This window comes from Corynebacterium sp. ACRQJ, assembly GCF_022346045.1.
GTDB classification, from domain to species: Bacteria; Actinomycetota; Actinomycetes; order Mycobacteriales; family Mycobacteriaceae; genus Corynebacterium; species Corynebacterium evansiae.
This window is the reverse complement of the sequence record NZ_JAKRMT010000001.1, coordinates 263,572-290,355: the sequence shown is the minus strand read 5'-3', so window position 1 is coordinate 290,355 and position 26,784 is coordinate 263,572. Positions and strand designations below refer to the sequence as shown.

Sequence of the window (26,784 nt, the reverse complement as noted above, 5' to 3'; positions counted from 1 at the left end):
GGCTCTAGCGCAGCACCAGGATCCAAATGGCGATGTGGTGCAGCAGCGCCGCCAGGATCGTGGCGGCGTGGAAAACCTCGTGGAATCCGAACCACCGCGGGGAGGGATTGGGCCACTGCTTGGCGTAGATCACTGCGCCGAGGGAGTAGATGATCCCGCCCAGCAGCATCAGCAGGCTCACGGCCAGACCCAGCTGCTGGTAGTAGCCCACGGCGCCGATGGCGGCCAGCCAGCCGAGGGTGAGGTACGTGGTGGCATCCAGCCACCGCGGGTGATCAATCCACACTAGGTTCAGTACCACTGCCGCGGTGGCGGCCAGCCAGCTCACGGCCAAGATCCACAGCCCGCCGGTGTTAAACCAGCCCCAGCCGGTGAACCACTGCGCGCCGAAAGCGCCAACCGTTACCGGCCCGTAGGTGCCGGCGATGAAGACCGCGATCATGGCGTGGTCGGCGCGCCGCCAGCTATTCACCGCGCCCTCGGAGCGCCACGGCACGCGGTGGTACAGCGCGCTGACGGTGAGCATCCCGGCCAGGCACAGTGCGTACAGCGCCGTGGCCATGGTCATCCAGGACAGGTGAAACTTGGAGGCCGCAACGATGGTCAGTGCCGTGCCCATGCCGCCGAAATACCATGCGGCGGCGGTGTGCAACCGCCCCCGCATATACGGGCGTGGCCCACGGTCGAATACGGGTCGAGGGGGCTTCTTCGTCAGCACTTGAGTTTTATGCACGAAATAAAGCTTACGCCCTTTCGCTCTTAGAACAGGCCAGAAATAACTCCCTGCGCGTTAACATCAATGCGCTCGGCCGCGGGTTTCTTCGGCAGGCCCGGCAGAGTCATCACATCGCCGGTGAGTGCCACCACGAATCCGGCACCGATACGTGGCACCAACTCGCGGACGTGCAGGGTGTGGCCGCTCGGTGCGCCCAGCGCGGTGGGGTCATCGCTGAAGGAGTACTGCGTCTTCGATACGCACACCGGCAGCTTGTCCCAGCCGTTATCCTTCAGAAACGCCAGGTCCTTCAAGGCCTGCGGGCCGAACTGCACGTCCGTCGCGCCGTAGACCTCCGTGGCAAGTGTGTGCAGGGTGGCTTCCACGCCATCGACCGGCTGATAGATCTGGTGGCTGGAGCTGGGGGCGTCCTCACCAGAAACACCATCGACGACCTCCAACACGGCAGAGGCCAGATCCGCCGCGCCGGCACCGCCCTCGGCCCACACGTTGCACTCCACCACGCGCACGCCGAATTGCTCGCCCCAGTCGGCGACCTGAGCGCGCTCCGCGGCAGTGTCGGAGCTAAACAGGTTCAGCGCCACCACGGGTTCCACGCCGAACTTGCGGATGTTGCTGACGTGGCGCTCCAGGTTGGCCAGACCGGCCTTCAGCACGGAATCGCCGTTGTGCTTCAGCGAGCGGATAGTGGCAACCACGACCGTCGCGGCGACGTCGAGGCCACCGGCACGGGACTTGATGTCGAAGAACTTCTCCGCACCCAGGTCGCTGCCGAATCCGGCCTCGGTCAGTACAACCTCCGACAGGTCCAGCGCCGTGGTGGTTGCGATCAGCGAGTTGCAGCCGTGTGCGATGTTGGCGAAAGGCCCGCCGTGCACCAGTGCGGGGGTTCCACCCAGGGTCTGCACCAGGTTCGGATTGATCGCGTCGCGCAGCAGGGCGGTGATAGCGCCCGCACACTTCAGATCTCCCGCGGTGACGGGCTGGCGGTTGTAAGTCTGGCCCACCACGATGCGCCCGATGCGCTTCTTCAGGTCCTCCAGGTCGGTGGCCAGGCACAGGATCGCCATGATCTCGCTGGCCGCCGTGATGTCGAACCCGCCCTCGCGCGGAGTGCCCTGGCCCGGCCCGCCGAGGCCCGTGACCACGTGGCGCAGCGAGCGGTCGTTGACGTCCAGGCAGCGCCGCCACGTCACGCGCCGCGGGTCGATGCCCAGGGCATTGCCGTGCTGTACATGGTTGTCGACAATGGCCGCCAGGGTATTGGTTGCGGCGGTAATAGCGTGCATGTCGCCGGTGAAGTGCAGGTTGATGTCTTCCATCGGCACGATCTGCGCATAGCCGCCGCCGGCCGCGCCGCCCTTGATGCCCATGACCGGCCCCTGGGAGGGCTCACGGATCGCCACCATCGTCTGGCGCCCGGCCGCCCGCACCGCATCCGCAAGGCCGATCAGCACGGTGGACTTGCCCTCGCCCGCGGGGGTCGGGCTCATTGCGGTCACGAGCACGAGCTTGCCCTTCTTATTGACGCCCTCACGCTCCGCCCGCAAAGCGGGAACGTCGATCTTGGCCTTTGTCCGGCCGTAGGGGATCAAAGCGGCCTCTGGGATGCCGGCGTGCTCCGCGATCGCGGTGATGGGCTCCAGAGTGTGGGCCTGTGCGATTTCGACGTCGCTGGGTTGGGGATTGCTGGATGCAGAAGAGTTAGTCATATTCCCAGAATAAACATCTACCCCTTATCGCCCCCGTAATAGCGGGTGTAAGGCTGGGGGCAACTAGACTTCAGGGGGTAAGAGGGTAACCCCCCGAATATTCGCAAAACAATTACTTCCAGTGAGGTAGTGAGGTATAGATGACCGACAACGCACACACCAAGAGTGCTCTGCACAGCGATTGGAACGAGCGGCTGGCCCTGGCGCAGGAAATGCTGCCTCTGATCAGCCGCCTGCACCGCGACAAGAACGTGGTGACTTCCATCTTCGGCCGGCTGCTTGTCAACGTCACCGATATTGACATCATCAAGTCCCACCGCTACGCCCGCCGTGTCGTGGAAAAAGAGCTGCCGCTGGAGCAGACCCTGCCCGTGCTGCGCGAGCTGGTGGAGATGAACCTGGGCACTGCCTCCATCGACATTGGATCCCTGGCCAGCCGCTACAACAAGGACTCTGAGGGGCTGACCCTGCGCGAATACCTGGAGCGCGAGCTGGCGGAGGTCATCGGCGGCCCGGAGCAGGTCGAGCCCCGCGACATCGTCCTCTATGGCTTCGGCCGCATCGGCCGCCTGCTGGCCCGCATCCTGGTTGCCCGCGAGGCCACCTATGGCGGTGCGCGCCTGCGTGCCGTCGTCGTCCGCTCCAAGGGTGAGGGCGACCTGATCAAGCGTGCTTCTCTGCTGCGCCGCGATTCCGTTCACGGAGCCTTCGACGGCACTATCACCACGGATGAGGAAAACAACACGATCTGGGCCAACGGCACCCCGATCCGCATTATCTACGCCAACAACCCGGCGGAGATCGACTACACCGAGTACGGCATCAACGACGCAATCGTGGTGGACAACACTGGCGTGTGGCGCGACCGTGATGGCCTGTCTCAGCACCTGGAGGCCAAGGGTGTCTCCAAGGTTCTGCTGACTGCCCCGGGCAAGGGCGACATCAAGAACATCGTCTACGGCATCAACCACGGCGACATCACTGAGGATGATCGCATTCTGTCTGCGGCGTCCTGTACTACCAACGGCATCACCCCGGTGCTGAAGGTCATCAACGACCGCTACGGCGTGGAACACGGCCACGTGGAGACCGTGCACTCCTTCACCAACGACCAGAACCTGATCGACAACTTCCACAAGGGTGACCGCCGTGGCCGCGCCGCGGGCCTGAACATGGTGCTCACCGCCACGGGCGCGGCAAAGGCCGTGGCCAAGGCCCTGCCGGAGTTCGCTGGCAAGCTGACGGGCAATGCCATCCGCGTGCCCACCCCGGACGTCTCCATGGCGGTGCTGAACCTGACCCTGAACCAGGAAGTCGAGGCCGACGAGGTGAACAACTTCCTGCGCCGCGTGTCCCTGCACTCCACGCTGCGCCAGCAGATCGACTTCATTAAGTCCCCGGAGGTCGTCTCCACCGACTTCGTTGGTACTACCCACGCGGGCATCGTCGACGGCCTGGCAACCATTGCGAACGGCAACCACCTGGTGCTGTACGTCTGGTACGACAACGAGTTCGGCTACTCGAACCAGGTGATCCGCATTGTCGAGGAGATCGCCGGCGTGCGCCCGCGCGTGCTGCCACAGCGTGCCGCAGCGCTGGACCTGTAGAAGACACCAGCACTAGCACCAGTGCTGGTGCTGGGTTAAAGCAGCATCAGCAGTAGCATCTGGCAGCCGATGATCTTGCCGATCATCGCTGCCGGATAGACGGTGGCGTAGCCGCGCATGGGCAGCTCCGTATCCGCCTGATCGTTGAGGTAACTAATCACCGCGGGGTTGGTGGATAAGCCCGCGGCCATGCCCATCGCCTCGTCCCACTTCAGGCGGAGGAGCCACATCCCGCCCAGGCCACAGACGATGGCCGAGGTCACGGTGATGATGAAGCCCAGAGCGATGTAGTTCAGTGAAGTGATGTCCGTCAGTGCGTCGCGGAAGCCCGTGCCCGCGATGGTGCCCACGCCCGCCAAGAAGATGGCCAGACCCAGACTGCTGAGGGCCTTGTTGGCGTGGTAGGGGATTTGCCAGCCTATGGGGCCGGTGCGGGCGAGCGCTCCGAAGATGAGGCCCATGACGATGGGGCCACCACCGAAGCCCAGGTTGAGCGTGGTGCCACCGGGCAGGGGGATGGGGATCGCACCGATGAGCAGACCGATGGCCAGGCCTAGGGTAAAGGGCAGCAGGTTCACGTCCGCCAGGGAGCGTTCGGAATCGCCCAGGAATTGGGAGACCTCGTCGATGCGGTGCTTCGGGGTGACTACTCGCACGCGGTCGGAATAGTGCAGCACGTCGTCTGGGCCGGGAACTAGGTCTTCGTCGCCGCGGCGGATGCGGGCGATGATGAAGCCGTGGCTGATCGGGTCGATGTCCTTGATGCTGCGCCCGGCGATGCTGGGGTTAGAGACGGTGATGCGGCGGTAGCCGATGTAGGAGCTATCCACGTCGATGTCGATCTGCTCGCCCAGCGCGGCCGTGGCCTTGTCCAGGGAGTCCGGTGTGCCGGTGATCACCACGATCATGCCAGGGTAGACTTCCGCGTCCGGGTAGGCCAGCTTATGATCCTTTTCCTGGACGTCTTCGGTGGCGTGGTGTGGGCGGACCAGGCGGGTGACGATGATTTTTGAATCCGCGATGGTGCGCAGGTCTCGTACGCAGCCTTCGATGCCCTCGCGCAGGCGCACGCCGCGGTGCTCCAGTGGCGCGTGCAGCACGCCCTCGTCGATCGCGTCCTGGCGATGGTTCACCTTCAAGAGCTTGGTTCCAATGGCGGCCACGGCGATGGCGCCGAGCACGCCGCCGGGATAGGCCAGGGAGTAGCCGACGACGGGATCGGCGGCCAGCTCTGGGTGGGTGCCTTCCAGCATGTCCACGACGGCCGCCATACCTGGCGTGGAAGTCAGTGCGGCCGCGAAGGAGCCGGTGGCCGTGGCGGCCTCCACGCCGAAGATCGGCACCAGCAGCCACGTCATGCCCATCAGGCCGACGAGCAGCACCACGACGAAGAGGATCATGCGCCAGCCGCGCTCGCGGAAGTCGGCGAAGAAGGCGTGTCCAGCCGTCAGGCCGATGGCGTAGACGAAGATGGCCAGGCCGAATTGGAAGATGATCGGGGGCAGCTGGATGTTGGGATCCGCCGTGGAAAAGGCAATGGCGACGAAGAGAATCGCCGCGGTGCCGAGCGACATGCCGCCGAGGCGTATCTTGCCGATGGCGAAACCGAGGGCGAGGATAATGACTAGGGCGATCAGCGGATTTTCAGCAAGGAATGCCAGCATGATCTTGATCCTATAAAGAAATCCCCGCCCACACGAGGTGAGCGGGGACCCAAGAGAAACCTCAGATTAGGACTTTCTGAGTGGCCGGACCTTACTTGCCGGAGATCAGGCCAGCCAGGCCAGCGAGTGCGCCGCCGATCAGGCTAACGAGACCCTGGAAGAAGTTTGCAATCAGTTCAATCATGGGAGTGATCCTTTCAGTGTGTAGTGGCGGGCGCTAGGGATTTTGTGAGTTTGTTAGCGCCTTCACACTAACAATCGTTTGTCATCTCTAAGCGTTACGCCCTAGATACAATTTTCTCGAAAAAATTGTGAAAGGCGTTCGTTTCGCAGGTGAGAGCCAGAAAAAAATTTTCCCTACGCTGGGGTACATGGCACGAAACACTCTCTCGGACCTTTTCTCCCGTACCAAGAGCCTCGACGGCGCGGGCTACGGAGCCTACAAGAAGCTGAAGGGCGCCTATAGCGAACCGGGGCTAACGGTTTCCATCGACCGTGTGCAGGCCGACCCCTACGCCAGCCCCTCCAAGGTGCGGCTCATCCTGCCCATGCAGGCAGCGGGCATCCCACAGTATCTCGTTGACGATGCCACCGGCAGGGTAGCGGTAGCCGACTTCCTGGCCCGGCGGATCCAGGCCGATCCCAACCGCCCGCGCAACGTCCACATCGCCGACATCGGGCAGCAGGTCCTTGAACGTACTCACGTGCTGGTCACTCCTGATAGCGTGGAGGCCCGACTACTCGTCGGCCTTCCCGCCAAAGGTCGCCGCATTCTCGGCCGCCAGGCCGCACACCTGCTGGCCGATGACCTGCCGCACATCGCCGACGACTGCCTGCGGCACGATCGCTTCGACCCCGCCGATGCGCAGGCCCTCGAGGATCACGTGGCACTCTTGCGCGACCAGGAAGCCCTGCGCGCCCAGCTGAAACCCCGCAAGCTCGTCGCTTTCGTCGGCAACGGTGCGATCCTCCCGCGCGCTGCGGGGGATAGCGACCGTCCACTTGGCGCCAACCAGGCCACGGCCTTCGAATCCCCGGAGTCGCTTTCCCAGACCTTCGAGCTCCCCAGCGGCCGCACCGTCACGGGCATGGGCATCCCGGAAGGTCTTACCGTCATCGTCGGCGGCGGTTATCACGGCAAGTCCACGCTGCTCCGCGCCCTGGAGCGTGGCATTTACCCGCATGTCGCCGACGATGGCCGCGAGTGGGTTATCTCCCGTGCCGACGTTGCCAGCGTGCGCGCCGAGGATGGCCGCCCGATTACCGGCGACGACATCTCGCCGTTTATCACCAACTTGCCCACCGGTGCCGATACCCGCCACTTCACCACCACGAACGCCTCGGGCTCCACCTCCCAGGCCGCCAATGTCGTCGAAGCGCACGCCGCAGGCACCTCCACTCTGCTCATCGACGAGGACACCTCGGCCACCAACTTCATGATCCGCGACCGGCTCATGCAGCGCCTCGTACCGAACAACAAGGAGCCCATCACCCCGTTTGTGCAGCGCGTTCGTTCTTTATATGACGCCACCTCGGTCTCCACCGTCCTTATCGCTGGTGGCTCGGGTGCCTATCTGCGGCTGGCCGATACGGTCATTGCGATGGATGCCTACCGTCCCAGCGAGGTGACCGCACGTGCTCATGACATCGCGCGGGAGGGGGAAGCACCGGAAGACTCAGGGGAGTTCCGCCACATCACTGCTGAACGTGTCCTCGCGCGCGGGACTCTATCTTCCCGCAAGCCACCCAAGCCACGCGGACTGTCTACCATCAGCGTGGACCGTTCCGACATTGACCTGAGCGCCGTAGGCCAGCTAGTTGCGCCGTCCCAGACGGCGGCGATCGCGGCGGCTCTGGCGTGGCTGTCTAAGAACGCCGATGGCCAGACCCCGCTGGTGGACCTGGTTGCTCGTCTGGAGCAGCAGATTACCGAGAAGGGCCTGGCCGTGCTGGCGCCGGGGCGTGATCATCCCGGACACCTGAGTCGCCCGCGCGGGGCGGAAATCCTGGCTGCGGCAAACCGCTACCGGGAGCTCAAGCTCGCCTAGAGGACTTGGAGCTTGTTCTCCTTGAGAACCTCCATGCCGCGGGTCGGATAGTCGGTGATCAGACCGTCGACCTTCGCGTCGATCACGGCCTGCATGTCGGGCTTCTCATTGACCGTCCACGGCAGAACCTGCAGGTCGGCCTCGTGGGCGGAGGCCACGCTTTCCGGAGTGACCAGCTTGTAGTGAGGGGAGAGGATCTCCGCGCCCAGCTGGGTCGCGGCCTTGTTGACGTCGCCGCCAACCTTGTCGTAGTCAACGTCACCGATCCACTTGGAGCCGGAAGCCCACGTCTTGGCGCTGTAGAGAAGTGCCAGAGAAATATCCGGCTGGGCCTTGCGCACCAGCGGCAGCGAGCGCCAGTCGAAGGACTGGATGGTGGTGCGGGAGGTCGCCTTGTTGGCGCGCACGACCGGCAGGATCGCGTCGACGAACTCCTGCGGCTCGGCGGACTTGTCGGGTTCCTCTGCCTCGATTTTGGTTTCGATGTTGAAGCGCATCTGCGGGTCGGCAGCGGCGATCTCGAACACGTCTTGCAGCTGTAGCAGCTTGTTTTCTTCCTCGGCCTTCGCATCCGGGAAGTCCTTCAACACCTTGTTGCAGTTCAGAGTCTGCAGCTGCTTCCAGTTCAGCTCATGGACGAGCTTGCCCACGTAGGGGAACTCCGGGTCGTCCTCGGTGGCGGGCTTGGTGTCGGTGCACTTGTCGTCCTGAATTACCGGGTCGTGCCAAACAACCGGGGTGCCGTCCTCGGCCATCACGATGTCCAGTTCCAGGGTGGATACGCCCATCTTCACAGACTCTTCAAATGCCTTGCGAGATTGCTCTGTGTATTCGCCGCGGCCACCACGGTGGGACTGCAAGTCGAAGCCCTGCGGTTCCTTTGGCTGGGGCTGGGAGGACCCGGCGATGGAGGAGCCGAAGCTAAAGGACGAACCGGCGATGGAGCCTTGCGCGGCAGCTGCGGTGCCGGCAGAGCCGAGGGAAACGATGGCGGCCACTGCAGCGGCAGCGGTCTTGCGCCAGGTGAGGGATGTCTTCATGTATTCCTAACTGCGAGTCTTCTTATCTAAGAATCACGTGCCTAATGTGAGGCAACGCACATGAATCTAACAAGGATTCAGCTACTCGGCAGCGCGAGCTAGATCCACCCATTCGTCTTCGCCAGGTGCGCCGCCTCGTAGCGATTTCCAGCACCCGTCTTCGTCATGATGCTGGAGATGTGATTACGCACAGTTCCTGGCGAAAGATGCAGCGTCTTGGCGATGGAAGGGGAGCTCTTGCCCTCGAAGAGCTGCTGGCACACCTCGGTTTCCCTCTCGCTAAGGGGATTATCGGGCGTCAATAAGCTTTCCTGGGCAAGCGTCGGGTCGATAACGCGCAGCCCGGCATGGACCCGCCGGATCGCATCGGCGAGCTCCTCGGGAGGCGTGTCCTTAACGATGAACCCGTCTACGCCCACTTCCATCGCACGTTTGACGTACCCGGCCTTGCCGAATGTCGTCACGATCAGGCAGCGGCACCGATTACTGGCTAGCTCCTTCGCGGCATCGATGCCGTTCAACCCCGGCATCTCAATGTCCAGTAGAGCCACGTCGATGGGCTGCTCCTGCGCCAGTGCCACGGCCTCGGTCCCGGTCGCGCACTCGGCAACGACTTCGATGTCCGGCTCCGCGTTGAGCAGCGCGATCAGTGCCCCGCGCACCAGCGATTGATCCTCGGCGAGTAGTACTCGAATGGTCATCGGGTGGCCTCCTTCGCCACTGCGCCGTCGTCGATCAGTTCGCCGTCGCCTTCCATGGCGATCAACACAGTACTCAGGCCCCGGTCGCGGCGCACGATCAGCTGACCGCCGGCGTCCTCGACCCTCTCGCGCAGGCCTGCCAGACCACCGCTGCCCTGGGTGGCCTCGCCGTTAAATCCGCAGCCGTCATCGGTGACCTGCAGCTTGTCCGCGGTGACGCTCACCCAGCACGCGCTCGCCCCGGAGTGTCGCACCACGTTCGTCGTCAGCTCACGTAGGCCCCAGGAAAAGACTGTGTCGTGCGCGCCCGGTGCCTTCAGGAGTTCGGGTAGATGCGCAGTGACGCCCTTAGTTTCCAAAGCCCGGCGCGCCGCCTGCAGCTCACCGGCGAAGGTGGGTGTGCGCATGCGGGTGACCGTCGAACGCACCTCTGCCAGGGCTAGGCGGGAGAGGTCGCTGATTTCCTTGAGCTCCTGCTTGGCTTGCTCGGGGTTGTTGTCCATTGCCCGCCTGGCGACCTCGGACTTCAGGTTGATCACCGTCAGCGAGTGACCCAGCAGATCGTGCACGTCCGTGGCGATGTCCTCCCGTTGCTGCGCCAGGTCCAGCTCGTGCCGCAGCTTGTGGCGGGATTCGTCGTATTGGCTGAAAATCCCAAGTGCGACGAGTAACAACGGCATGACGAAAAGGGTGAATGCAGCCCAGGTAAGGTCGTCCGGCGACCAGTTCCACACCGCGACGGCCCCGAGTACACCTGTCGCCACCACGATCGGCAGTGCTTTCCGCAGCGTCACCGTGAATCCCAACATCGCGGCCAGGTAGGGGGCAAAGGCCACCGTGCCAGCCTGCATCGCTGGCACGCTGGCCAACGCAATGGCTAGCAGTATGCCCCAGCGCAGAAGTGCCCGCGCTAGTGTTCCCCAGCCGCGTGGAAAGTATCCCAGCGAGCCGAAGGCGTAGAAGTAGAACGTGCCGAAGGCCAGCAGGCATATAGTCATCCAGGCTTTCGCCGTAGTGGCGAATCCTTCCCCTGTGTAAACCTGCAGAGCGACGGGCACCAGGAATATCAGCCATATCGAGGCGAAGATGGCGGAGTTCAACTGAAACCCGTCAAAAGGGCGCATTAGCTGCGCTCCCTGTCGCGCTTGCCCATCAGCAGGCAGAAGCCTACGAAGATCGCCGTCCATACCGCGATGCTAACCCAGGCGTACCACATCGGGTCGTTGATGAATCCGTGGTCGAGCAGTTGAGCGCCTTCGGCCAGCGGCCAGCGAACTAGCATCATCGCGCCGTACATGGGAGTGAAACGGCCCACCTGCAGAAGCGATCCGCTGAGTGGCATAAAAACGTTTCCGGCGAAGGCCAGGATCACGATGGAGGCAGTGGCGATGGCCACCGTGTTCTCCTTCGGAATAGTCAGCGTCCACGCCAAGCCGTAGAAGCCAAAGGGGATAGAACACAGCACACAGGCAATGAAGCTCAACGCCCACTGGTCGGCCTGCATGTGGGCCCGGGTTAGCCCGCCGACTATAAACACGGCCACGATCGGCAGCACCGCACGTACGGCGATGCTCAGGCCATTGGCGAAGGCTAGCTGCCACGGGCGCAGGGGAGTAAGGGCCAGCTGCCTGCCCCAACCACTGCGGTTATCTGTTACGGAAGTACCCGCTGCGCCGACCGCGCCTACTACGCCGGCGTAGAAGGCCATGCCCAGCATGACGAACGCGGAGACATTACCGCCGTTCATTTCCTGATCGCCATATTCCTGCATGGCGCCGAAAATCAGATAGAAGAAGATCGGCAGGCCGACGCTGAAGAACAAGGTGGTCATGTCCCGGCGCAGGCGTAGCAGCTCGTAGCCGGCGAATTTTAGGGTGGTGTTCATTGCTCTAGGCCTCCTGGTTTTCGTTCGTCAGCGCAAGGAATGTGTCCTCCAGGCTGTGGCTGGTGATGTCGAGATCTCGGGCGTCAGTTTCCGTCAACAGGTACCGGGCAAGCGCGTCAGAGTCGTTGGTTGTTATACGAAGGCGACGGCCGTTTACTTCACTCTTTATGACGCCCCTAAGGCTCGATAGCTCGGGGAATCCACCCGGGAATTCGGCGCTGACCACGCGGTTGGAGCTAAGGTTTCGCAGCTCGTCGGTGGTGCCATCGGCGATGATCTCGCCCTTATTCATCAGCACGATGCGCTGGGCGAAGTTGTCCGCTTCCTCTAGGTAGTGGGTGGCAAAGATGATCGTGTGGCCCAGCTGCGCCTGATGCTTCATGGAGTCCCAGAAGCGGTGGCGTGCGCCGGCGTCCATACCAGCGGTGGGCTCATCGAGGATGAGGATGTCCGGGTTGCCGAGGATTGCTAGGGCGAAGCGAAGGCGCTGCTGCTCGCCGCCGGAGCACTTGCCTACGCGGCGCTTGTAGATGGGTTCTAGGTTGGCCTGCTCGATAACCTCGTCGAGGGGCAGGTGCTCCGGGAACGCGGCGGCAATCATCTCCACAGTGTCCTTCACGGTCAGCTCGTGGAGCAGGCCACCGGTCTGCATCAGTGCGCTGATGTTCTGGTTGTACACGGCCTGCTTGGGGGTTTGGCCCATAACTTTCACTGTGCCGGCGGTCGGGGAAGTGAGCCCTAGGATCAGGTCCACGAGGGTGGTCTTGCCCGCGCCGTTGGTGCCGAGCAGTGCGACGATCTCGCCCGGGCGAACGCTGAGGCTAACGTCTTTCAGCGCATGCACCGGTTGGTTGGATCGTGGCTTGAAGGTCTTGCTGATTCCTCTTACTTCTATGGCGTGGGCCAGTTGTGTCGCACTCATGGTTTCACGTTATTTCGGGCCTGAAAAGTGCACGCATAGTTTTCGTCACGAAATGCACCATGACGTTTGTCACGGGTGCTGGAGAAATTCTTCTTAAATTTCTTCGTTGCTTGGTCGTGGTAACCAAAAAGCAACGATTTGCGTTTTAAAGTAAACGAGATGAGTGTTATAGCTTCCACCAGTTCGCGCGGCACCTCCAAGAGGCTGCCGGGCGCTTTTGGTGCGTTCGTGGCTTTCGCTCTTCTCGCTGCGTATGCGGTGTACCGGCTTACTTTGCCAGAGGTTCGTGCTTACTGGTTCACGAACCTCTTTAAGTGGCCGACGGATTTCAAGGTCTATTACAACGCGGCGGTGGCACTGAACAGTGGCCAGGAGCTGTATTCTCAGCCTTTCGTCGGGGGCCTTCCATTTACGTATCCGCCCTTTTCTGGCGTGATTTTTAGGTTGCTGCCGCTTGCACCGTTTGAGGTTGCGGCAAGTATCTGGCTAGGCCTCACCGCGTTGGTGCTGTTTGCGGTGATCGTAGGGGTCTTCCGGGAGCGCGGTTATGCCTGGTCCCCGGGGCTGATCCTCGTTTCCATGGCAGCACTAGTCGCATCGTTCAACCTGGCTCCGGTCTTCGGCACTTTCTTCTGGGGCCAGATCAACATCTTCCTCATGGGCTTGGTTGCCCTGGATTTCCTGCGCAGGCGCACCGGCAACAAGGGCGGCGGCATCTTCAGCGGCCTGGCCGCCGGCATTAAACTCACCCCGGTCTTCTTCTACCTGCCGCTGTTGCTGGGCAGGCGCTGGCGCGCAATGGTTTACATGACCCTCACGATCCTCGCGACCATCGTCATCGGCTTCCTTTTCGTCCCGGACGCCAAGTCTTTCTGGCAGACCAAAATCTTCGAAACGCAGCGCATCGGCGGCGAGGACAACCCGGGCGCGCAGTCCCTCGGCGCCGTCTTCCACCGCCTGGGTTACGACAGCACGGTACTGTGGCTCGCCTGCGTGGTCGTCATCTTGGCGCTGTACAGCATCGTGGTCCTGGGCTGCTATCGCCGCGGTAACTACTCGATGATCATGGCCCTCGGCGGGGTTGTTGCCTGCATCATCTCGCCGTTTAGCTGGTATCACCACTGGGTGTTCTTGGTGCCGCTCTTTGTCGTTTTTCTGGACGCCGGGTTCCAGCTCGTACGGGCGGTCTCAGACAAGGTGAAGGGCGCGCCGGGCTGGGTTCTCGAACAGCTGCTGAGCTTTGCCGTAGTGGCGGCCCTGACAGTTGTGTTCCTGCCTTTCGTCAGCAACGCGACTTCCCGCAGGTTCGGCTTCTTCGGCCAGGGCGTGGCTCACGATAACCCGCTGTGGCAGGGCGCCTTCACCTTCCTGGGCGTGGCCTTTGTCGTGGTGGCTGCGGCGTACTATGCGGTCCGGTATTTCACGGACCGCCGTGCTACTGGGACCGAGCGCGACGCTGCTGATTCTCTGTAAAGGTGCGTTCGGCGAGGGATTCGCCGGCACCGTCCTGCAGGTGGACAACAACGTTGATCCCAAGTTCTTCGAGTTCCTCGACATCCTCGCGGTACATGGCCACTGAACTGATGGTGCATTCCTCCGGATTGATGTTGGAGGCAAAAATCTCCTTTACTGCGTCTACGTTGGCGTGCTGGGCGGGCATGGCAAGCATGATCATGTCGATTTGATGACTGTCCTTCACACGCTCCCAGAAGTCGATATCTGTGGCGTCACCCTCCACAACGTTGTAACCGCGCTCCTGCAGGTGGCGCACTCGGGCGGGGTCGTGCTCCACGCCCAAGACCTTCGTACCGTAGACCTCGGTGAGTTCGTTGTAGCAAGACACCCCCAGGCGGCCCACGCCGAGAACCAGGGCGTGGGCATCGCCGAGATTGATGGGGCGATCCTCTGGGTGGATCTTGTGCGGCGGGCGCGTCGGGAGGCGCTTTGCCAGGCGTGTTGCCCGCGAGACACTCTGCGGGTTCAGAATTGCGGAAATGACGAAGCTGAGGGATACCGCGAGTACTAGGGAAAGCAGCCAGCGCTGGTTGAGCCAACCATCATTCACGCCGAGCGCAGCGATAATGAGCGCGAACTCAGAGTAGTTCGCCAATAGTAGGGAAGCGAGAACGGAAGTGCGATTGCGCAGTCCGAGTCCCCACAAGATCGCCCAGTAGGCGATGCCTTGGACGGGAAGCAGAATGAGCAACAGGGCAGCGTCGGCGAGGTTCTGCAGGTTTGGTAGACCCAGGAAGCCGATGTTGACGAAGAAGCCAACCAGTAGCAGCTCCTTGAGGGTGAACAGGGAATGGCTGAGTTGTTCTGCGCCGGGGGAGCGGGAGAGAACAATGCCCATGATGAGGGCTCCGAGGCTGCCGGAGAGCCCCACCCACTCGAAGAGCGCGTAACCCGGCAGCAGGGCCATAACGATGCCGAACAGGGCACCGAGTTCACCGTGGCCGAGCTTATACCAGCGGCGGGTGGTTAATGCCAGCAGCGGGACGATGGCGACCAGCAACAGAGAAGCCAGGCGTGGCGGTTCGCCCCGAAGGATGCTCATGAACGCGACGGCCAGAATGTCCTGCATGATCAGCACGCCGACGCAGATGTTGCCGTAGAGGGCTTGCTCGTCGCCTCGGTCCTGCAGGATCTTGATGACGACGATGGTGCTGGAGAAACTCAAGACCAGAGCGATATTTACGGCCACGGAGAAATCGGTGGGGCCGAAGGCACCGAGGGCGCCGAGGCCGGTGATGAAGCCAGCACCAATAAGCGTCATCACGAGAACATGAGCGCTCGCGGTGAGCCAGACTGCCTTATCCGTCAGCGCGCGAAGATCCAGGCGTAGGCCGATGGCGAAGAGCATGAGGGTCACACCGATATCGGCGAAAAGGTCCAGGGAATCAACGTGTTCCACGCCGGCCGCGTGGAGTGCGAAGCCGGCTGCGAGGAAGCCAATGAGGGGTGGGAGCCGCACGGCCCAAGCGAGGAGGCCGCATACGAAGACCACACCGAGGTAAATCAGCAAGAGTTCCATGGATTGTAGTCTGCCTCACAGGGGTTGGTAACTCGCCAATGGAGGTGATTTCTACCCCGAGTGGGGCAGATAGTATTGAAGGCACACGACCTGCGGCGGTTTTCAGGACAGGAGGTGCGCTGTGAAGCCGATTAGCTATACCGAGTATGAATCACTGCGGGAAACTGCCTACCTTTTGCGTTCTCCCGAGAACGCTTGCCGCCTCCTCGGTTCCATCGAGAACCTGGAGCGGGGGCGCGGCGCTCACCACGACCTCATTGAGGACTAATGATTCTCGTTTGAAATGAGTCTGCCTTGGGGGACTATTTGTGGTGGCAGACGGCGGATCGCCGCACCCCAAAGAGAATTAATCGGTTGATTAAGGACATCGCCCGTAACGGAAACCAGGGCATCGGCAAACCTGAAGCCCTGGAGACTGTAAGGTTGGGCCGCTTCGCAGCAGATTCCTGACAAGATTGGATAACGTGGGTGCATGAAAATAGTTGACGAATAGGAGTATGGAGTGGCAGGCGAAAACAGAGAGCTCGATGCCAAGGAGATCAGCGTTGGGCGGCTGCTGCACGACGGAGACTACGAGTTCGTTATCCCCGAATACCAGCGACCATATGCCTGGGGCACCGAGGAGTCTCTACAGCTGCTGGCTGACCTGGTTGGGGCGCTGGAACGTGACACTGATGAGCCGTACTTCCTGGGCTCTATTGTTTTGGTTAAAGCCCCGAATGCTGTCCGCGCTGAGGTCATCGACGGCCAGCAACGCCTGACCACTCTTACTCTTTTGCTCGCGATTCTGCGCGACTTGGCTACTGATGCGGGGTTGCGTGAAGCGATTCACAAGCTCATCGAGAAGCCCGCAGTGGAGTGGGACGATATTCCCGCGCGCCCACGCCTGGCACTGCGCCCGCGAGACAATCAGTTTTTCTTGGAGCACGTACAGAAAGAAGGCAGCACCCTCGGGCTGATTGAGTTAAGCGATAACATCCCGGAAACCGATGCGCAGCGAGGTCTGCGAGATAACGCCAAGGCTCTGCACGAGGAATTGCAACAGCTGCCCGCTGAAACTCGTAAGGATCTCTTTCGCCTTATTGCACAGCGCGCCTTCCTCGTGACGGTTTCGACGCCCGATCTCAACAGCGCATATCGAATTTTCTCGGTCATGAATGCCCGTGGCTTGCCGTTGTCCCCGCAGGATATTTTTAAGTCGCAGGTCATCGGTGCCATCCCAGAGGACCAGAAGCAGCACTTTGCGGACAGGTGGGAGCATTTTGAGGAAGAGCTGAGCCGCGATGAATTCGGTGACCTCTTTCTTTACATCCGCGCCATTAAGGCCCGCACTCGTAGTGTTAAGAGCTTGCTCCATGAGTTCCGTGAACAGGTTCTGGAAGAATACATGCCGAACAACGGCAGCGGATTCATTCGAGAGGTTCTGGAGCCCTATGCAAAGGCCGATATCCGGCTGCTCTCCCAGGATTTCCAAGGCCCCGGCCCATACTGGGATCAGGTCAATAGTTGGCTGAAGCGCTTGGCGCAGCTCGATAACGATGACTGGCGCCCTCCGGCACTGTGGGCGCTTACCGAGCACGGCGAAGACCCGGAATTTCTGGTCGCATTCTTCGCAAAGCTGGAACGACTGGCCGCCAGCATGCTCGTTCGCCGTGTCTATGCCACTCCTCGTCAGCAGCGCTACATGGAACTGCTCAAGCAGCTTGACGAAGGTTACGGAATTGACGCTCCAGGCTTCCACCTTTCCGATTCTGAACGAGCAGACACGTTGGAGCGTCTGGACGGTGAGATCTACTTGTCGACTCGCGTGCGTAAGTACGTCTTGTTGCGTTTGGACTCTGTTCTGGCAGCTGACCCCGGTGCCTCCTACGATCACAGGATCATCACCGTTGAGCACGTATTACCTCAGAACCCTTCGCCGGGTAGCCAGTGGAACCAGGACTTCAACGAGGAAGAGGCAGCACAGTGGACCCATCGTCTTGGAAACCTGTTGCTGTTGAACCGCCGGACAAACTCCCGCGCCCGCAACTATGACTTCGACGTCAAGAAGGAAAAGTACTTCAAGTCGGGCAAGGGGGTAGCGGTCTTCGCTTTGACCACCCAGGTGCTCGGCGAGCAGGTTTGGACCCCGGAAGTCGTGGAGCGGCGCCAGCGTGAGCTTGTGGGTGTCCTGGCAAAGGAATGGCAGCTCTAGGGCTCCAACGCCTGTTTCAGGTCACCCGGAAAGCTCGGCTGGTTTAGAACGGGTAGTCCGTGGCGTCGGGCGTCAAGAAAAGAACGCCAACGACCGTGCCCTCTCGACTGACGGCGATCCGAGACATCAGTTCGCCGGCTTCGTGGTTGAGCGTCGAGACGACGACCGATGTGCCTGTGCTTTTTGTGGAGAGTGCTTCTGACGCCGGGGCCGCGTTGCGGGCGCCCTTGATGGGGACGATCGTCTGGTCGGTGATCTCCTGGAGCTCGCCGAAGTCGGTCAGGATCGATGTCCACACGTCCACGATGACGGACCAGGGGAGGTCCTCGCGGACGTGCGGATCGAGCATTTCAACGGTTTCTGCTTCTTCGCCCTTGGAAATGTGGCGAATGAGCGCGTCGGAAATCTCAGGGAGCTTGTCGGTTGATACTGGGGACATGGTTTCTCCTGTAAAGGGGTTTCGCACCGCACCGAATCGTTTGAAGGCTGCCTGGCGGGAAACATTAAGCGCTTGCCCAATGTCCGCCCATGAATGTCCCGCGTTCCTTGCTTGCGTGACGGCATCCTCCAATTCGTGTTCGGCGAGGCTGACTGCTTGCAGTGTGTGTCGGATATTTGTCAATGGATCCATGCCCGCAAGTCAACCATAGGTTGACGGTGGTGTCAACTAGTGGTTGACGATGGGGTGGGAGGCTGCTCTTAAACCTTGAAGTAGTGAAGTGGGGTAGGTGCAGCACGTTAGAGAGTGGGGGCGGTGGCTAAGGGTGGTCTATAAGGCAAGACAGCAAGGCTTGAAAGATTGAAGTTGTTCGATATTTCGTTCGAGGGTGACAGCCCGGTGTCTATCGGGGTGATGCACTAGAAGGCGAGACAGCGCGTGCGTGTCTCGAGAACGATTTTGGACAGTGCGTTTACCGTAGGGGCACTGAGACTTTCGGCCCAAGGAGGCATGCCCGGATGAGTACAGCGGAACTCAATCAGTCCGCCGTTTGGAACACAGCGGGGTTGCGTCCCTTAGTGTGGTGTAACGCTGGCTGATGGTGGGGCCCGGAAAGTAGTGGGCGGCCACCGCCAGTTAGCCTTTCGACTCAAGTACCACATCTCACCGAAAGGTACGGAAAGTGTGGGTGATGCTGCGCCGGCTCTATCCGAACGAGCCGATCGCCAGGTGCACGGTCGAACGCCGTATACGCGCCCTGGGGCTGGCCGGGGTGTCCAATGCCCGGTCGACGACCACGACACGGCAGCCCAAGACCGCTTCGTATCCGGGGGACCTCGTCAAGCGGGATTTCACCGCAGACACTCCTGATACTCGCTGGGTTGCCGATATCACCTATGTGCCGACATGGAGTGGTTTCGTCTATGCCGCTTTCGTCATGGATCTGTTTTCCCGAATGATTGTTGGGTGGCGAGTCGATACGACTTTGCGGACCGATTTGGCGCTGGATGCTCTGGAGCACGCGTTATGGGAAAGGAAGCGAAAGAACAGGAACATCGACCAGTTAATTCATCATTCTGACAAGGGAAGCCAGTATGTTTCCATTGCTTATACAGAGCGTCTGCGTGAAGCTGGAATAGAAGCCTTGGTCGGTTCGACTGGAGATTCTTATGATAATGCCGCAGCAGAAGCGCTGAATAAACTATATAAGAAAGAGGTGGTGTGGCGCGAGGGCCCGTGGGCCGGTCGTGATGCTCTGGAATTCGCGACTTTGGAATGGGTGCATTGGTATAACCACATCCGCCCGCATTCGCGCTGCGGAGACCTCGCTCCAGCGCAGTTCGAGGAACACTACTACACTGAAACCAGTCGGCCAGTGGTGGCTGGCGTACCGCTATGAACTCTCCACCAAACTCGGAGCGATCCAGACCGAACACCATCCGTACCGCACGGGCACGAGACGACGCTGGATACTTCTGGGGCATATCCCAATCGTCTCAATAGAAGACCGGAACGAAACCCAGTGCGGTTCAGGTCCCTTCCAACGTGGACCCGTTGTACCAGGCGATTTGCGTGGGACTGATACGAATGGATTGGTTCCATCCAGCTAATCCCACCTGGGTGGCGTTCGTTGCGAGCTTGTCCGCCGTAATCGACCTCGCCCCGATACGCGAGGCACTAAGCACACCAGTGGTGATCTTGCCAGCGTCCAGCGCACCGATCTTCGCCGAGGTGATTGCCGCATCCGCGATCATTCCGGTCTGGATGAACCCGATCGCGATTGTCCCCGTGCTCTTTCGGCGGGAATTGCTGATGATCCTGTTTGTCTGGTTCTAGATAGTGTCTACCCACGCTCACTACGCTAGTCGCCTCACTCTATATGTTTCGAGTTGCCGGAATAGGTGTGGACACGTGGGTATAGAGGCGGCCTTTAGGCGGAGATGCTCCATCCTGCAGCCTGTGACCTGCGTTCCCAGAACCTGCGGTAGTCGCCGCCTGCGGCGTAGAGCTCCTCATGGGTGCCAATCTCGGAAATAGTGCCCTCATCGGAGAGCACCACAATCTGGTCGGCGCCGCGGACGGTGTCGAGTTTGTGTGCAACCACGATGAACGTCGAGTGCTGGCGCAGTGCCTCCATGGAGGCGAGAATATTGGCTTCGTTTTCGGCGTCGAGGGCCGAGGTCGCCTCGTCGAAAAGCACGATGGGGGCGTCTTTGAGGAGAGCTCGCGCGATAGAGACGCGCTGGCGCTCGCCACCGGAGAGCAGCCCGCCGGACTCGCCGACGTCGGCATCCCAGCCGAGCCGATCCGCAATTTCTGTCACGCCGGCGAGGTCCGCGACGCGCAGCACCTCCTCGCGCGTCGCCGTGGGCTTGCCGACGACAACGTTGTTGTACAGCGTGTCGTCGAAGAGATAGACGTCTTGGAACACCATGGACAGGCGGGACATGAGTTCTTCGGTGCCCATCTCGCGGATATCGACACCATCGACCCGAATTGTGCCGGAATCGACGTCGAAGAACCGTGAAATGAGCCGCGAAATGGTCGTCTTACCGGAGCCGGAAGGGCCCACAATCGCCGTGACCGTGTGTGGGGCGACGCTGAAGGAAACGTCGGAAAGCACTGGGGTATGGTCGCCGGAGTCGGTGTGGTAGCCGAAGGATACCTGATCCAACTCGACGGATCCGGAATTGTCGCCAGTTTGTGGGTTAGCAGGCTCCGGCAGCGATGCCGCGGTGGTGATTGTCGAGATTTCGTCGAGCGTCAGGCGGCCGCCATCCAGGCCGACGAAAGCTTCGCCCAAATTGTCGAGTATTTTCGAAAAACGTAAGGCGATGCCAACAATCGCCAAAGCCACCAGCGGATGCAGACTCTGATCCGCGGCAAGCCATGCTGTCAGCACGATGATGGCGACGACGAAGATCTGGGTGCTCAGGCCAGTGAGGACCAGCGCACCTGTCGCTACCCACAGTTCCCTGCGCCGTGCCCGGAAGTCGGCGTCGAGGGCGTCGGCAAGCGGTTCAAATTCCTTGTTGCGGCCAGCCGCGCGGAGCGTGGACTGGTTGCGGGCGTATTCGAGGATACGAGAGGACAGTTCTTTGCTCGCCGGCAGTGCCCGGTTGGCAGCCGATTTTTTGAGCGCATTAGCACCGGTCATCACGGCGATGACGATGGGTCCGAGGACGATGAAGATGAGCCCTAACCAGGGGTTCCAGAAGAATGCACCGATGGTGAGAGTCACTAGAACAGCTAATTCGCGAACGAGGATGCCCAATTGATGGGCGAATAGCTCGGTCGCCTGCATGAACTTGTCGGATACCAGGCTGGAGAGCCCTCCGGTACGCGAAGGGCGGAACCAGCCAAGGGGGAGCGTGGCCAGCTTATCGCCCACAATCTGGTGAGCGCTGCGCAGGAAGTCCAGAGCAACCGAGTAGCCCAGCAGGGTTGTCACGTAGCGGAGCCCAAAGCCAACAAGGGTAAGGACAAGCAGTATGATTAGCGGAACCGTGGGTACCTTGGCCTCGGAGAGCTGCTGCGTAATCGGCAATAGGGTCAGGATTGCCAGCCCGTCGGTGACGCCGACCGCAGCCATGAGGCTTAAGTGTTTTTTGGAGTTGGCCGCTCCGGTCTCGGTTTGTATCGCGTTCAAGTTTTTTAGCATGGTGGACACCGATGACATTAGTTCGTGTTTCCTTCCTGCTGGGACTGCCCGGCCTGCTGAAGCTTCTGGGCGTGCCCCGGCGCGAGCTCAATAATCTGGTCGGCACCCGCGATGGCCTCGGGTTTGTGGGCGATGACCAGTACGGTTTTGCCTTTCACTAGTTCATTGAGCGCTGCCTGAATCTCGGCTTCCGCGTCTGGGTCAACGGCTGTGGTGGCCTCGTCGAGGATGAGGATGGGGGCGTTGGTGAGAATTGCCCGGGCAATGGCGATGCGCTGGGCTTGGCCGCCCGAGACGTTGATGCCCTCGCCCATGACGGTGTCCAGCCCGTTTGGCAGTTGTTCGATAAATTCCGCGATATGTGCCTGACGCGCCGCCTGCCACACGGCATCGTCGTCGGCATCTGACTTGGCCAGGCGGATATTGTCGCGAATGCTCATGCGGAGCAGCTGCGTGTCCTGGATAACAAATGAAACAGTGCGGTAGAGGTGGGGGAAGCTAAACTCGCGAATATCAACACCGCCGAAGGTGATTCGTCCTTCCTCCGGGTCTTGGAAGCGCGCTAGCATCATCGCCAGGGTGGATTTTCCGCTTCCTGACGGCCCGACCAGGGCCGTGACCGTCCCGGGCCGCAGCGTGGCGGAGAAATTCTGAATCAGTGGGGCATCGTTGTAGGAGAATGTGACGTTGTCGAATGCGACGTCGACGGCGTCGCCGCTACCCCAGTCGTGCTTGTCGAGGTTACCTTCGGCAATGGGCGGCACATCGAGGACTCCTTTGAGGTGCAGCGCCACATTGCCCGCTAGCTGGTAGGACCACGTCATCATGCCGACCTGTTGGATTGTCGCAGGCAGGATCAGTGCGACCAGTGTGGTGGCCAGGATTTCGGCGGCCGAGGCGTCGGTGAAGAGGACACCACCGCCGATATTGACCAGGAGAATCAGCGGGATCCCGACGACGGATTCGCTCAGCGCACCGATTCTCAGCAACGGGCCTACCCATGCGTAGTAGAAGTCGGCGAAGTTTTCCGCGGCGGTAATGTAGCGACTATGGGCCTTGCCCGTGGTGCCAAACGCTTTGACGACGCTGATCCCCTCAGCGAATTCGACCACGCTGGAGGAGACTTCACCGAGGTAGGTGTCCATCTCGGCGGTCTTTGCTCCCATGTCTTTCATGGAGAGCATCTGGAGGGCAAAGTAGATGGGTATGGTCGCGATACTCAGCAGGCCGAGCCTCCAGTCAACAATGAAGCTAAAAATCAGCAGTCCCAGCGGGACGCCGATCGCCATAATCATGTCCACCGGCGCATGTGCCACCAGCGTGTGCAGCGTCCGGGTGTCGTCTTCTACTGCCTTACGGATTCGCCCGGAGCTGTTGCGCCCGAACCAGGATAGAGGCACCCGGGAGATAGTGTCGACGATCCTCAGTCTGGTCACGTGCACCAAGCGCAGATCCGCCAGGTGCGTGACTAGCAACGCCAGGAAGTAGAGGCCCGCCTGCCACAAAAATGCTGTGACAAGCCAAAAAATGATGTTCTTGACTCGTTCAGAGTCCACCGTGGCGGATTCCTGGTAGGCCGTGAGCAAGACGTCGCCAAGCCTGACCAGGGCGATGTACGGTGCTACGGCAAGCACGCAGGAGCCTAGCGCGAGGAGCTGCGCTAGGCGAATGCGCCATTGCACTGGCTGTAATAGCTCCTGCAAGGCCTTTTGCCCTGCCTTTCGCTTCTCGACGCCAGTGTTGCCGGATGTCGACGGTTCCGGATGCGTAGTAGATTCTTCTGAATTCATAGCAGTCCTCAGTGAAATTCAAGTGCGGTGCCCTAGTTGGAACAACCGCGATTGTTCAAACGATGCGGCGCGTCCGGAGCCAGCCCGCGGCGAGTGGCGCCGGTCGTGGAGGCCGCTCCTGTGGGGGCAGGGCTAGGTGTAACGCCAGGTTGCGATGAAGTCACGATATCTCCTTGCTGGAATGAAGACTTCGCATGAATAGCGTATATGGTTAGGCTACCCTAAAATCATAGAAGCCTGCAAGCCTGTGGCCTGGCCCCCTTTTGTAGGTCCAGTCATTGTGAGAGTTGTCGTGGTGCTCGAGGCTTCGGGCAGGGAGACTGGTCAGATCATGACAAACAGCAGGAAGCGTCACACGCCGGAGCAGGTGGTTCGTAAGCTCGGGCAGGCTGGCAGGCTGCTCGCTGATGGCGCCGATGTCGCGGCGGTATGTCGCGAGCTCGGCGTGTGCGAGCAGACGTACTACCGGTGGCGGAACCAGTACGGTGGGTTGAAAGCCGACGACGCGAAACGACTCGAGGAACTCGAGAAGCAGAACGCCACGCTGAAGCGGCTGCTGGCCGAGGCGGAGTTGGAGAAGGCCGCGCTGAAGGAGTTGGCGGAGGGAAACTTTTAGGCCCGGGCAGACGCCGCGCCGCTGTCGCTCACCTGATCCGGACACTGCGGGTGAGTGAGCGGATGGCGTGTCGTCTGGCCGGGCTGTCGCGCTCGGCCTACCGGCGCCCCCTGTACCGGGAAACGGCCGCGGATCCGGACCGGGCATTACGCGACTGGCTCTGGGCGTACGCGAAGAAGTACCCAAGATGGAGATACCGCAGGGCGTATCACGACGCCCTGCGCAGAGGGCTGGATGGTCAACCACAAGAAGATCCAGCGGCTGTGGCGCGAGGAGGGCCTCCGTGTGCGGCAACGTCGCCGCCGCAAATGTGTGGGTGTCTCCACCGCCGGCGCGCCCTCCGCCTCGGCGCCGAACCTGGTGTGGACGGTCGACTTCCAATTCGACAGCGACGAACGCGGCCGGCCGATCAAGATCTGCTCTATCGTGGACGAGCACACTCGCGAATGCATCGCAGGCCTGGTCGACCGTTCGATCACCGCCACGAAGCTCACCTGCCACCTCGAAGCGCTCGTCGCTGTCCGCGGCGCCCCAGCGACGCTGCGCTGCAACAACGGGCCCGAACTGATCAGTGAGGCCATGGCGCACTGGGCCGGCACCCGCACCGGCTTGAGCTACATCCCGCCCGGGTCACCGTGGCGCAACGGCTACATCGAGTCGTTCAACAGCAGGATCCGAGACGAGTGCCTCAACATCAACACCTTCTACTCGCTGCTCCACGCCCGCGTGGTGATCAGCGACTGGAAAACCGAGTACAACCACGACCGCAGGCACTCATCGCTGGGCTATCTCACACGGGCCGACTACGCTCGGCAGTGCACCCATCAAATGGAAACCGACGACTCGCACAACGTCCGGACCTAACCGAGGGGGCAGGTCAGGTGGAAAGTGACCTTGTTGTCACAAAAGTAAGAGGGAATGACGAGGACACCAAACTATTTGTGTGTGAGGGTGAGCCGTGTCAGGCACCATGCTTTACGACGGCCCGCCGCCGCCCTGTTCGCCTACTCGTAGGGCCACGGCCACGAGTCGGTCGGCACCGGTACCAGCGACGCCACTCTTTCGCGGAACTCGGCAAGGATGGGGTGCGCGGCCGGATCCGGTCCGAGTTCGAACCGCTTCGATTCCCGCGCCCGCCACGCGTCGGCGATGCGGAGGAAGGGCGCCACGTCGACGCCGAGATCCACCGCCTCCCTGGCGTCCTCCCCGTCTGCGCCGAAGTACACGACGGGCGCTGCCGGGTCGTCGGTGCGCACCGCCCACGCATCGCCGCCGTGTCCCCACGCGAACAGCCGATGAGTGGCTCCACCGGTGACCCGACCCGCAAATGAGCTCTGGCTCCACTGGTTCCAGGCGGCGACGTCAATGTTCACCGCGGTTGCCAGCTGGTGGCCGTGGAGCGCGAGTAACGCATCGGCCGTCTCCTGCCCGAGCACCTTGCGCACCGACAACCCGAGCACCAGCGAGACTGATTCCACCCGGTTCTTCCGCAGGAGGTCACGGTCGGCGACGACGTCGGACAGCGCCTTCACACCGGATGGACCATCGACGACGAGGAAAACGTCGTGCGCCAGATAGTGGTTGATCGCTTCGACGCACGTCGCCACATCCGTGGGCGCTCCCTGCAGCCGCAGACTGTACACGACATCCTCGAGGTGCTCCCCCATGGCGAGGAATTCAAGGCCTGCGGCGGTGGCTGCCTCGGGAAGAAGTTCCCGGCCATCGTCGCCGACCTTGGGGCACTCATCGATGAGGTAGGTGCCGTCCGCTCGAAGACCTCCCTCGGACGAAGGGCCGTAAAGACAAAACTCCCGCGTCCCAAAAACAACGCCCCGTGAATCGACGTCCACCGAATCAACGTCTCGGGGCTCGTCGCCCGGCGTCGGCGCGTGCAGCAGCGCTTCGACGATGCTCGCCATCGAATAAACGTGCCCCAGTTTCATCACGCCCTCAGCTTACCGGTATCGCGGCGATGACCTTCACCTCACCAGAACCGCACTGGCAATCGTGATGGCGATGGCGTGATCGCTGTCGTGGCGGCTGATGCTGACGTGGAAGTCGACGGCGGAGGCCCCGTGGGCACGCTCCTGCGGGGAGGTGGTGGGCGTCGCAAAGCAATAAACCACCGCGATCCGGCATGGATGTCATGTGCAGGCCTCTCGATACATTTCAGTCTGTGGAAGGTGCTACGTAGGCATCTTCACTACTGCGCGCGAAATCCCGACTGGTTCACCCCTTTACGGACGCCAGCCGGAGTAGCGGCGTGCCGGACACTTAGCGGCTCAGCAAGCTAATCTCCAAACGGTAGCACTGGGACGAATTCCCAGTTCATAGCCGGTAATGACGCTATCCGATAGCGCCACTCCGCACTGGGGTCTTGTATCCATCGTGACCGGTTGTGCGAAACTTTCATAGCACGAGGGATACAAACGCGCGCGAACTGCGATTTAGCTGCCTGACTGGTTCAACTAGCGAGGAGGCTATTCACGTGCTGTTGTCATTGCCCTCTCATGGGGACGGCTTCGATCTTGCCCGCCAGAATAGCGAGCCAGACAAAACACAAAACGGAAAAGGCTCTCCAGGGGTAACCGCCCATGACAATCGCTCGAGAAATCTTGCGCTTTAAGGGCAGCCACCTAATCTCTGAGCGGTTATAATCTTGGAAACACAAGCACGGAAAACCGTTTTCATCACAAGGGAAGCTCTATCATGGCGAGTGCGCTCACAGGACCAAT

At 61.2% G+C, this 26,784-nt stretch carries 21 protein-coding genes and 1 pseudogene; 9 read left to right on the top strand and 13 right to left on the bottom strand.

The genetic code is table 11. From position 1 onward, the window contains the following. Positions 1 to 4: 4 nt before the first annotated feature. Positions 5 to 664 (bottom strand): hemolysin III family protein, encoded by a 660-nt coding sequence (locus MHX52_RS01365; RefSeq protein WP_070487420.1) that lies wholly within the window; start codon positions 662 to 664, stop codon positions 5 to 7. A gap of 95 nt (positions 665 to 759) precedes the next feature. Then, on the bottom strand, positions 760 to 2,448 hold the full coding sequence (locus MHX52_RS01360; RefSeq protein WP_239316166.1) for a formate--tetrahydrofolate ligase: 1,689 nt from the start codon (positions 2,446 to 2,448) through the stop codon (positions 760 to 762). A 140-nt stretch (positions 2,449 to 2,588) separates the two neighbouring features. Here MHX52_RS01360 and MHX52_RS01355 point away from each other — a divergent pair, with 140 nt between their 5' ends. Then, on the top strand, positions 2,589 to 4,055 hold the full coding sequence (locus tag MHX52_RS01355; protein ID WP_239316164.1) for a glyceraldehyde-3-phosphate dehydrogenase: 1,467 nt from the start codon (positions 2,589 to 2,591) through the stop codon (positions 4,053 to 4,055). Positions 4,056 to 4,090: 35 nt separating this feature from the next. Here MHX52_RS01355 and MHX52_RS01350 read toward each other — a convergent pair whose 3' ends face one another. Next, positions 4,091 to 5,719 carry an aspartate:alanine exchanger family transporter gene (locus tag MHX52_RS01350; protein WP_239316162.1) on the bottom strand — a complete coding sequence of 543 codons (1,629 nt, stop codon included), beginning with the start codon at positions 5,717 to 5,719 and terminating at the stop codon, positions 4,091 to 4,093. Positions 5,720 to 6,090: 371 nt separating this feature from the next. On the opposite strand from MHX52_RS01350, the gene MHX52_RS01345 reads away from it, so the two are divergent. After that, positions 6,091 to 7,767: an ABC-ATPase domain-containing protein gene (locus MHX52_RS01345; RefSeq protein WP_239316160.1), complete on the top strand. Its 1,677-nt coding sequence runs from the start codon at positions 6,091 to 6,093 to the stop codon at positions 7,765 to 7,767. Here the strand turns inward: MHX52_RS01345 and MHX52_RS01340 are convergent. From MHX52_RS01340 to MHX52_RS01320, 5 genes are all read right to left on the bottom strand, one after another. After that, on the bottom strand, positions 7,764 to 8,807 hold the full coding sequence (locus tag MHX52_RS01340) for a glycerophosphodiester phosphodiesterase family protein (RefSeq protein WP_239316159.1): 1,044 nt from the start codon (positions 8,805 to 8,807) through the stop codon (positions 7,764 to 7,766). The genes MHX52_RS01345 and MHX52_RS01340 overlap by 4 nt on opposite strands. Positions 8,808 to 8,905: 98 nt before the next feature. After that, entirely contained in the window at positions 8,906 to 9,508 is a 603-nt protein-coding gene (locus MHX52_RS01335; RefSeq protein ID WP_239316157.1) for a response regulator transcription factor, read from the bottom strand. After that, complete coding sequence (locus MHX52_RS01330) at positions 9,505 to 10,632, bottom strand: sensor histidine kinase (protein ID WP_239316155.1); 1,128 nt, start codon at positions 10,630 to 10,632, stop codon at positions 9,505 to 9,507. Before MHX52_RS01330 ends, MHX52_RS01335 begins: the two co-directional genes overlap by 4 nt. After that, complete coding sequence (locus tag MHX52_RS01325) at positions 10,632 to 11,393, bottom strand: ABC transporter permease (protein WP_035004057.1); 762 nt, start codon at positions 11,391 to 11,393, stop codon at positions 10,632 to 10,634. The genes MHX52_RS01330 and MHX52_RS01325 overlap by 1 nt, the downstream gene beginning before the upstream one ends. A 4-nt stretch (positions 11,394 to 11,397) precedes the next feature. Next, positions 11,398 to 12,315, bottom strand: a complete 918-nt coding sequence (locus MHX52_RS01320) for an ABC transporter ATP-binding protein (protein WP_239316153.1) — start codon at positions 12,313 to 12,315, stop codon at positions 11,398 to 11,400. 159 nt (positions 12,316 to 12,474) lie between these two features. Here MHX52_RS01320 and MHX52_RS01315 point away from each other — a divergent pair, with 159 nt between their 5' ends. Further along, entirely contained in the window at positions 12,475 to 13,788 is a 1,314-nt protein-coding gene (locus MHX52_RS01315) for a glycosyltransferase family 87 protein (RefSeq protein ID WP_239316151.1), read from the top strand. Here the strand turns inward: MHX52_RS01315 and MHX52_RS01310 are convergent. Continuing rightward, a complete protein-coding gene (locus MHX52_RS01310; protein WP_239316149.1) occupies positions 13,751 to 15,349 on the bottom strand; it encodes a cation:proton antiporter family protein in 1,599 nt (532 codons plus the stop codon). The genes MHX52_RS01315 and MHX52_RS01310 overlap by 38 nt on opposite strands. Positions 15,350 to 15,470: 121 nt before the next feature. Here MHX52_RS01310 and MHX52_RS01305 point away from each other — a divergent pair, with 121 nt between their 5' ends. The 3 genes from MHX52_RS01305 to MHX52_RS01295 are packed head-to-tail and all read left to right on the top strand — an operon-like array spanning position 15,471 to position 17,543. Continuing rightward, a complete protein-coding gene (locus MHX52_RS01305) occupies positions 15,471 to 15,617 on the top strand; it encodes an antitoxin YefM (protein WP_049050039.1) in 147 nt (48 codons plus the stop codon). A gap of 26 nt (positions 15,618 to 15,643) precedes the next feature. Continuing rightward, on the top strand, positions 15,644 to 15,799 hold the full coding sequence (locus tag MHX52_RS01300) for a type II toxin-antitoxin system YoeB family toxin (RefSeq protein WP_255721193.1): 156 nt from the start codon (positions 15,644 to 15,646) through the stop codon (positions 15,797 to 15,799). Positions 15,800 to 15,851: 52 nt separating this feature from the next. After that, complete coding sequence (locus MHX52_RS01295; RefSeq protein WP_049050037.1) at positions 15,852 to 17,543, top strand: DUF262 domain-containing protein; 1,692 nt, start codon at positions 15,852 to 15,854, stop codon at positions 17,541 to 17,543. Positions 17,544 to 17,586: 43 nt separating this feature from the next. On the opposite strand, the gene MHX52_RS01290 is transcribed toward MHX52_RS01295, so the two are convergent. After that, positions 17,587 to 17,982, bottom strand: coding sequence for a hypothetical protein (locus MHX52_RS01290; protein ID WP_049050036.1), 396 nt, complete (start codon positions 17,980 to 17,982; stop codon positions 17,587 to 17,589). A gap of 682 nt (positions 17,983 to 18,664) precedes the next feature. Between MHX52_RS01290 and MHX52_RS01285 the strand changes: the two genes are divergently transcribed. After that, entirely contained in the window at positions 18,665 to 19,381 is a 717-nt protein-coding gene (locus tag MHX52_RS01285) for an IS3 family transposase (RefSeq protein ID WP_049050034.1), read from the top strand. Positions 19,382 to 19,569: 188 nt separating this feature from the next. Next, positions 19,570 to 19,818, top strand: coding sequence for a hypothetical protein (locus MHX52_RS01280; protein ID WP_193393350.1), 249 nt, complete (start codon positions 19,570 to 19,572; stop codon positions 19,816 to 19,818). A 94-nt stretch (positions 19,819 to 19,912) separates the two neighbouring features. Here the strand turns inward: MHX52_RS01280 and MHX52_RS01275 are convergent, their stop codons facing one another. Both MHX52_RS01275 and MHX52_RS01270 read right to left on the bottom strand, forming a co-directional pair. After that, the gene (locus MHX52_RS01275; protein WP_239316148.1) at positions 19,913 to 21,661 is read right to left on the bottom strand and encodes an ABC transporter ATP-binding protein; all 1,749 of its coding nucleotides are present in this window, start codon (positions 21,659 to 21,661) and stop codon (positions 19,913 to 19,915) included. Next, positions 21,661 to 23,433, bottom strand: a complete 1,773-nt coding sequence (locus tag MHX52_RS01270) for an ABC transporter ATP-binding protein (RefSeq protein WP_049050031.1) — start codon at positions 23,431 to 23,433, stop codon at positions 21,661 to 21,663. The genes MHX52_RS01275 and MHX52_RS01270 overlap by 1 nt, the downstream gene beginning before the upstream one ends. A gap of 331 nt (positions 23,434 to 23,764) precedes the next feature. On the opposite strand from MHX52_RS01270, the pseudogene MHX52_RS01265 reads away from it, so the two are divergent. Further along, positions 23,765 to 24,913, top strand: a pseudogene (locus MHX52_RS01265) (IS3 family transposase). Between the two features lie 140 nt (positions 24,914 to 25,053). On the opposite strand, the gene MHX52_RS01260 reads toward MHX52_RS01265, so the two are convergent. After that, positions 25,054 to 25,968 (bottom strand): hypothetical protein, encoded by a 915-nt coding sequence (locus MHX52_RS01260; protein WP_049050030.1) that lies wholly within the window; start codon positions 25,966 to 25,968, stop codon positions 25,054 to 25,056. Positions 25,969 to 26,784: the final 816 nt, after the last annotated feature.

Bases quoted from the DNA above. Each gene is read 5' to 3' on its own strand.
- MHX52_RS01365 (WP_070487420.1), bottom strand. From the start codon at position 664: ATGCGGGGGCGGTTGCACACCGCCGCCGCATGGTATTTCGGCGGCATG.
- MHX52_RS01360 (WP_239316166.1), bottom strand. From the start codon at position 2,448: ATGACTAACTCTTCTGCATCCAGCAATCCCCAACCCAGCGACGTCGAA.
- MHX52_RS01355 (WP_239316164.1), top strand. From the start codon at position 2,589: ATGACCGACAACGCACACACCAAGAGTGCTCTGCACAGCGATTGGAAC.
- MHX52_RS01350 (WP_239316162.1), bottom strand. From the start codon at position 5,719: ATGCTGGCATTCCTTGCTGAAAATCCGCTGATCGCCCTAGTCATTATC.
- MHX52_RS01345 (WP_239316160.1), top strand. From the start codon at position 6,091: ATGGCACGAAACACTCTCTCGGACCTTTTCTCCCGTACCAAGAGCCTC.
- MHX52_RS01340 (WP_239316159.1), bottom strand. From the start codon at position 8,807: ATGAAGACATCCCTCACCTGGCGCAAGACCGCTGCCGCTGCAGTGGCC.
- MHX52_RS01335 (WP_239316157.1), bottom strand. From the start codon at position 9,508: ATGACCATTCGAGTACTACTCGCCGAGGATCAATCGCTGGTGCGCGGG.
- MHX52_RS01330 (WP_239316155.1), bottom strand. From the start codon at position 10,632: ATGCGCCCTTTTGACGGGTTTCAGTTGAACTCCGCCATCTTCGCCTCG.
- MHX52_RS01325 (WP_035004057.1), bottom strand. From the start codon at position 11,393: ATGAACACCACCCTAAAATTCGCCGGCTACGAGCTGCTACGCCTGCGC.
- MHX52_RS01320 (WP_239316153.1), bottom strand. From the start codon at position 12,315: ATGAGTGCGACACAACTGGCCCACGCCATAGAAGTAAGAGGAATCAGC.
- MHX52_RS01315 (WP_239316151.1), top strand. From the start codon at position 12,475: ATGAGTGTTATAGCTTCCACCAGTTCGCGCGGCACCTCCAAGAGGCTG.
- MHX52_RS01310 (WP_239316149.1), bottom strand. From the start codon at position 15,349: ATGGAACTCTTGCTGATTTACCTCGGTGTGGTCTTCGTATGCGGCCTC.
- MHX52_RS01290 (WP_049050036.1), bottom strand. From the start codon at position 17,982: ATGTCCCCAGTATCAACCGACAAGCTCCCTGAGATTTCCGACGCGCTC.
- MHX52_RS01280 (WP_193393350.1), top strand. From the start codon at position 19,570: ATGGATTGGTTCCATCCAGCTAATCCCACCTGGGTGGCGTTCGTTGCG.
- MHX52_RS01275 (WP_239316148.1), bottom strand. From the start codon at position 21,661: ATGTCATCGGTGTCCACCATGCTAAAAAACTTGAACGCGATACAAACC.
- MHX52_RS01270 (WP_049050031.1), bottom strand. From the start codon at position 23,433: ATGAATTCAGAAGAATCTACTACGCATCCGGAACCGTCGACATCCGGC.
- MHX52_RS01260 (WP_049050030.1), bottom strand. From the start codon at position 25,968: ATGGCGAGCATCGTCGAAGCGCTGCTGCACGCGCCGACGCCGGGCGAC.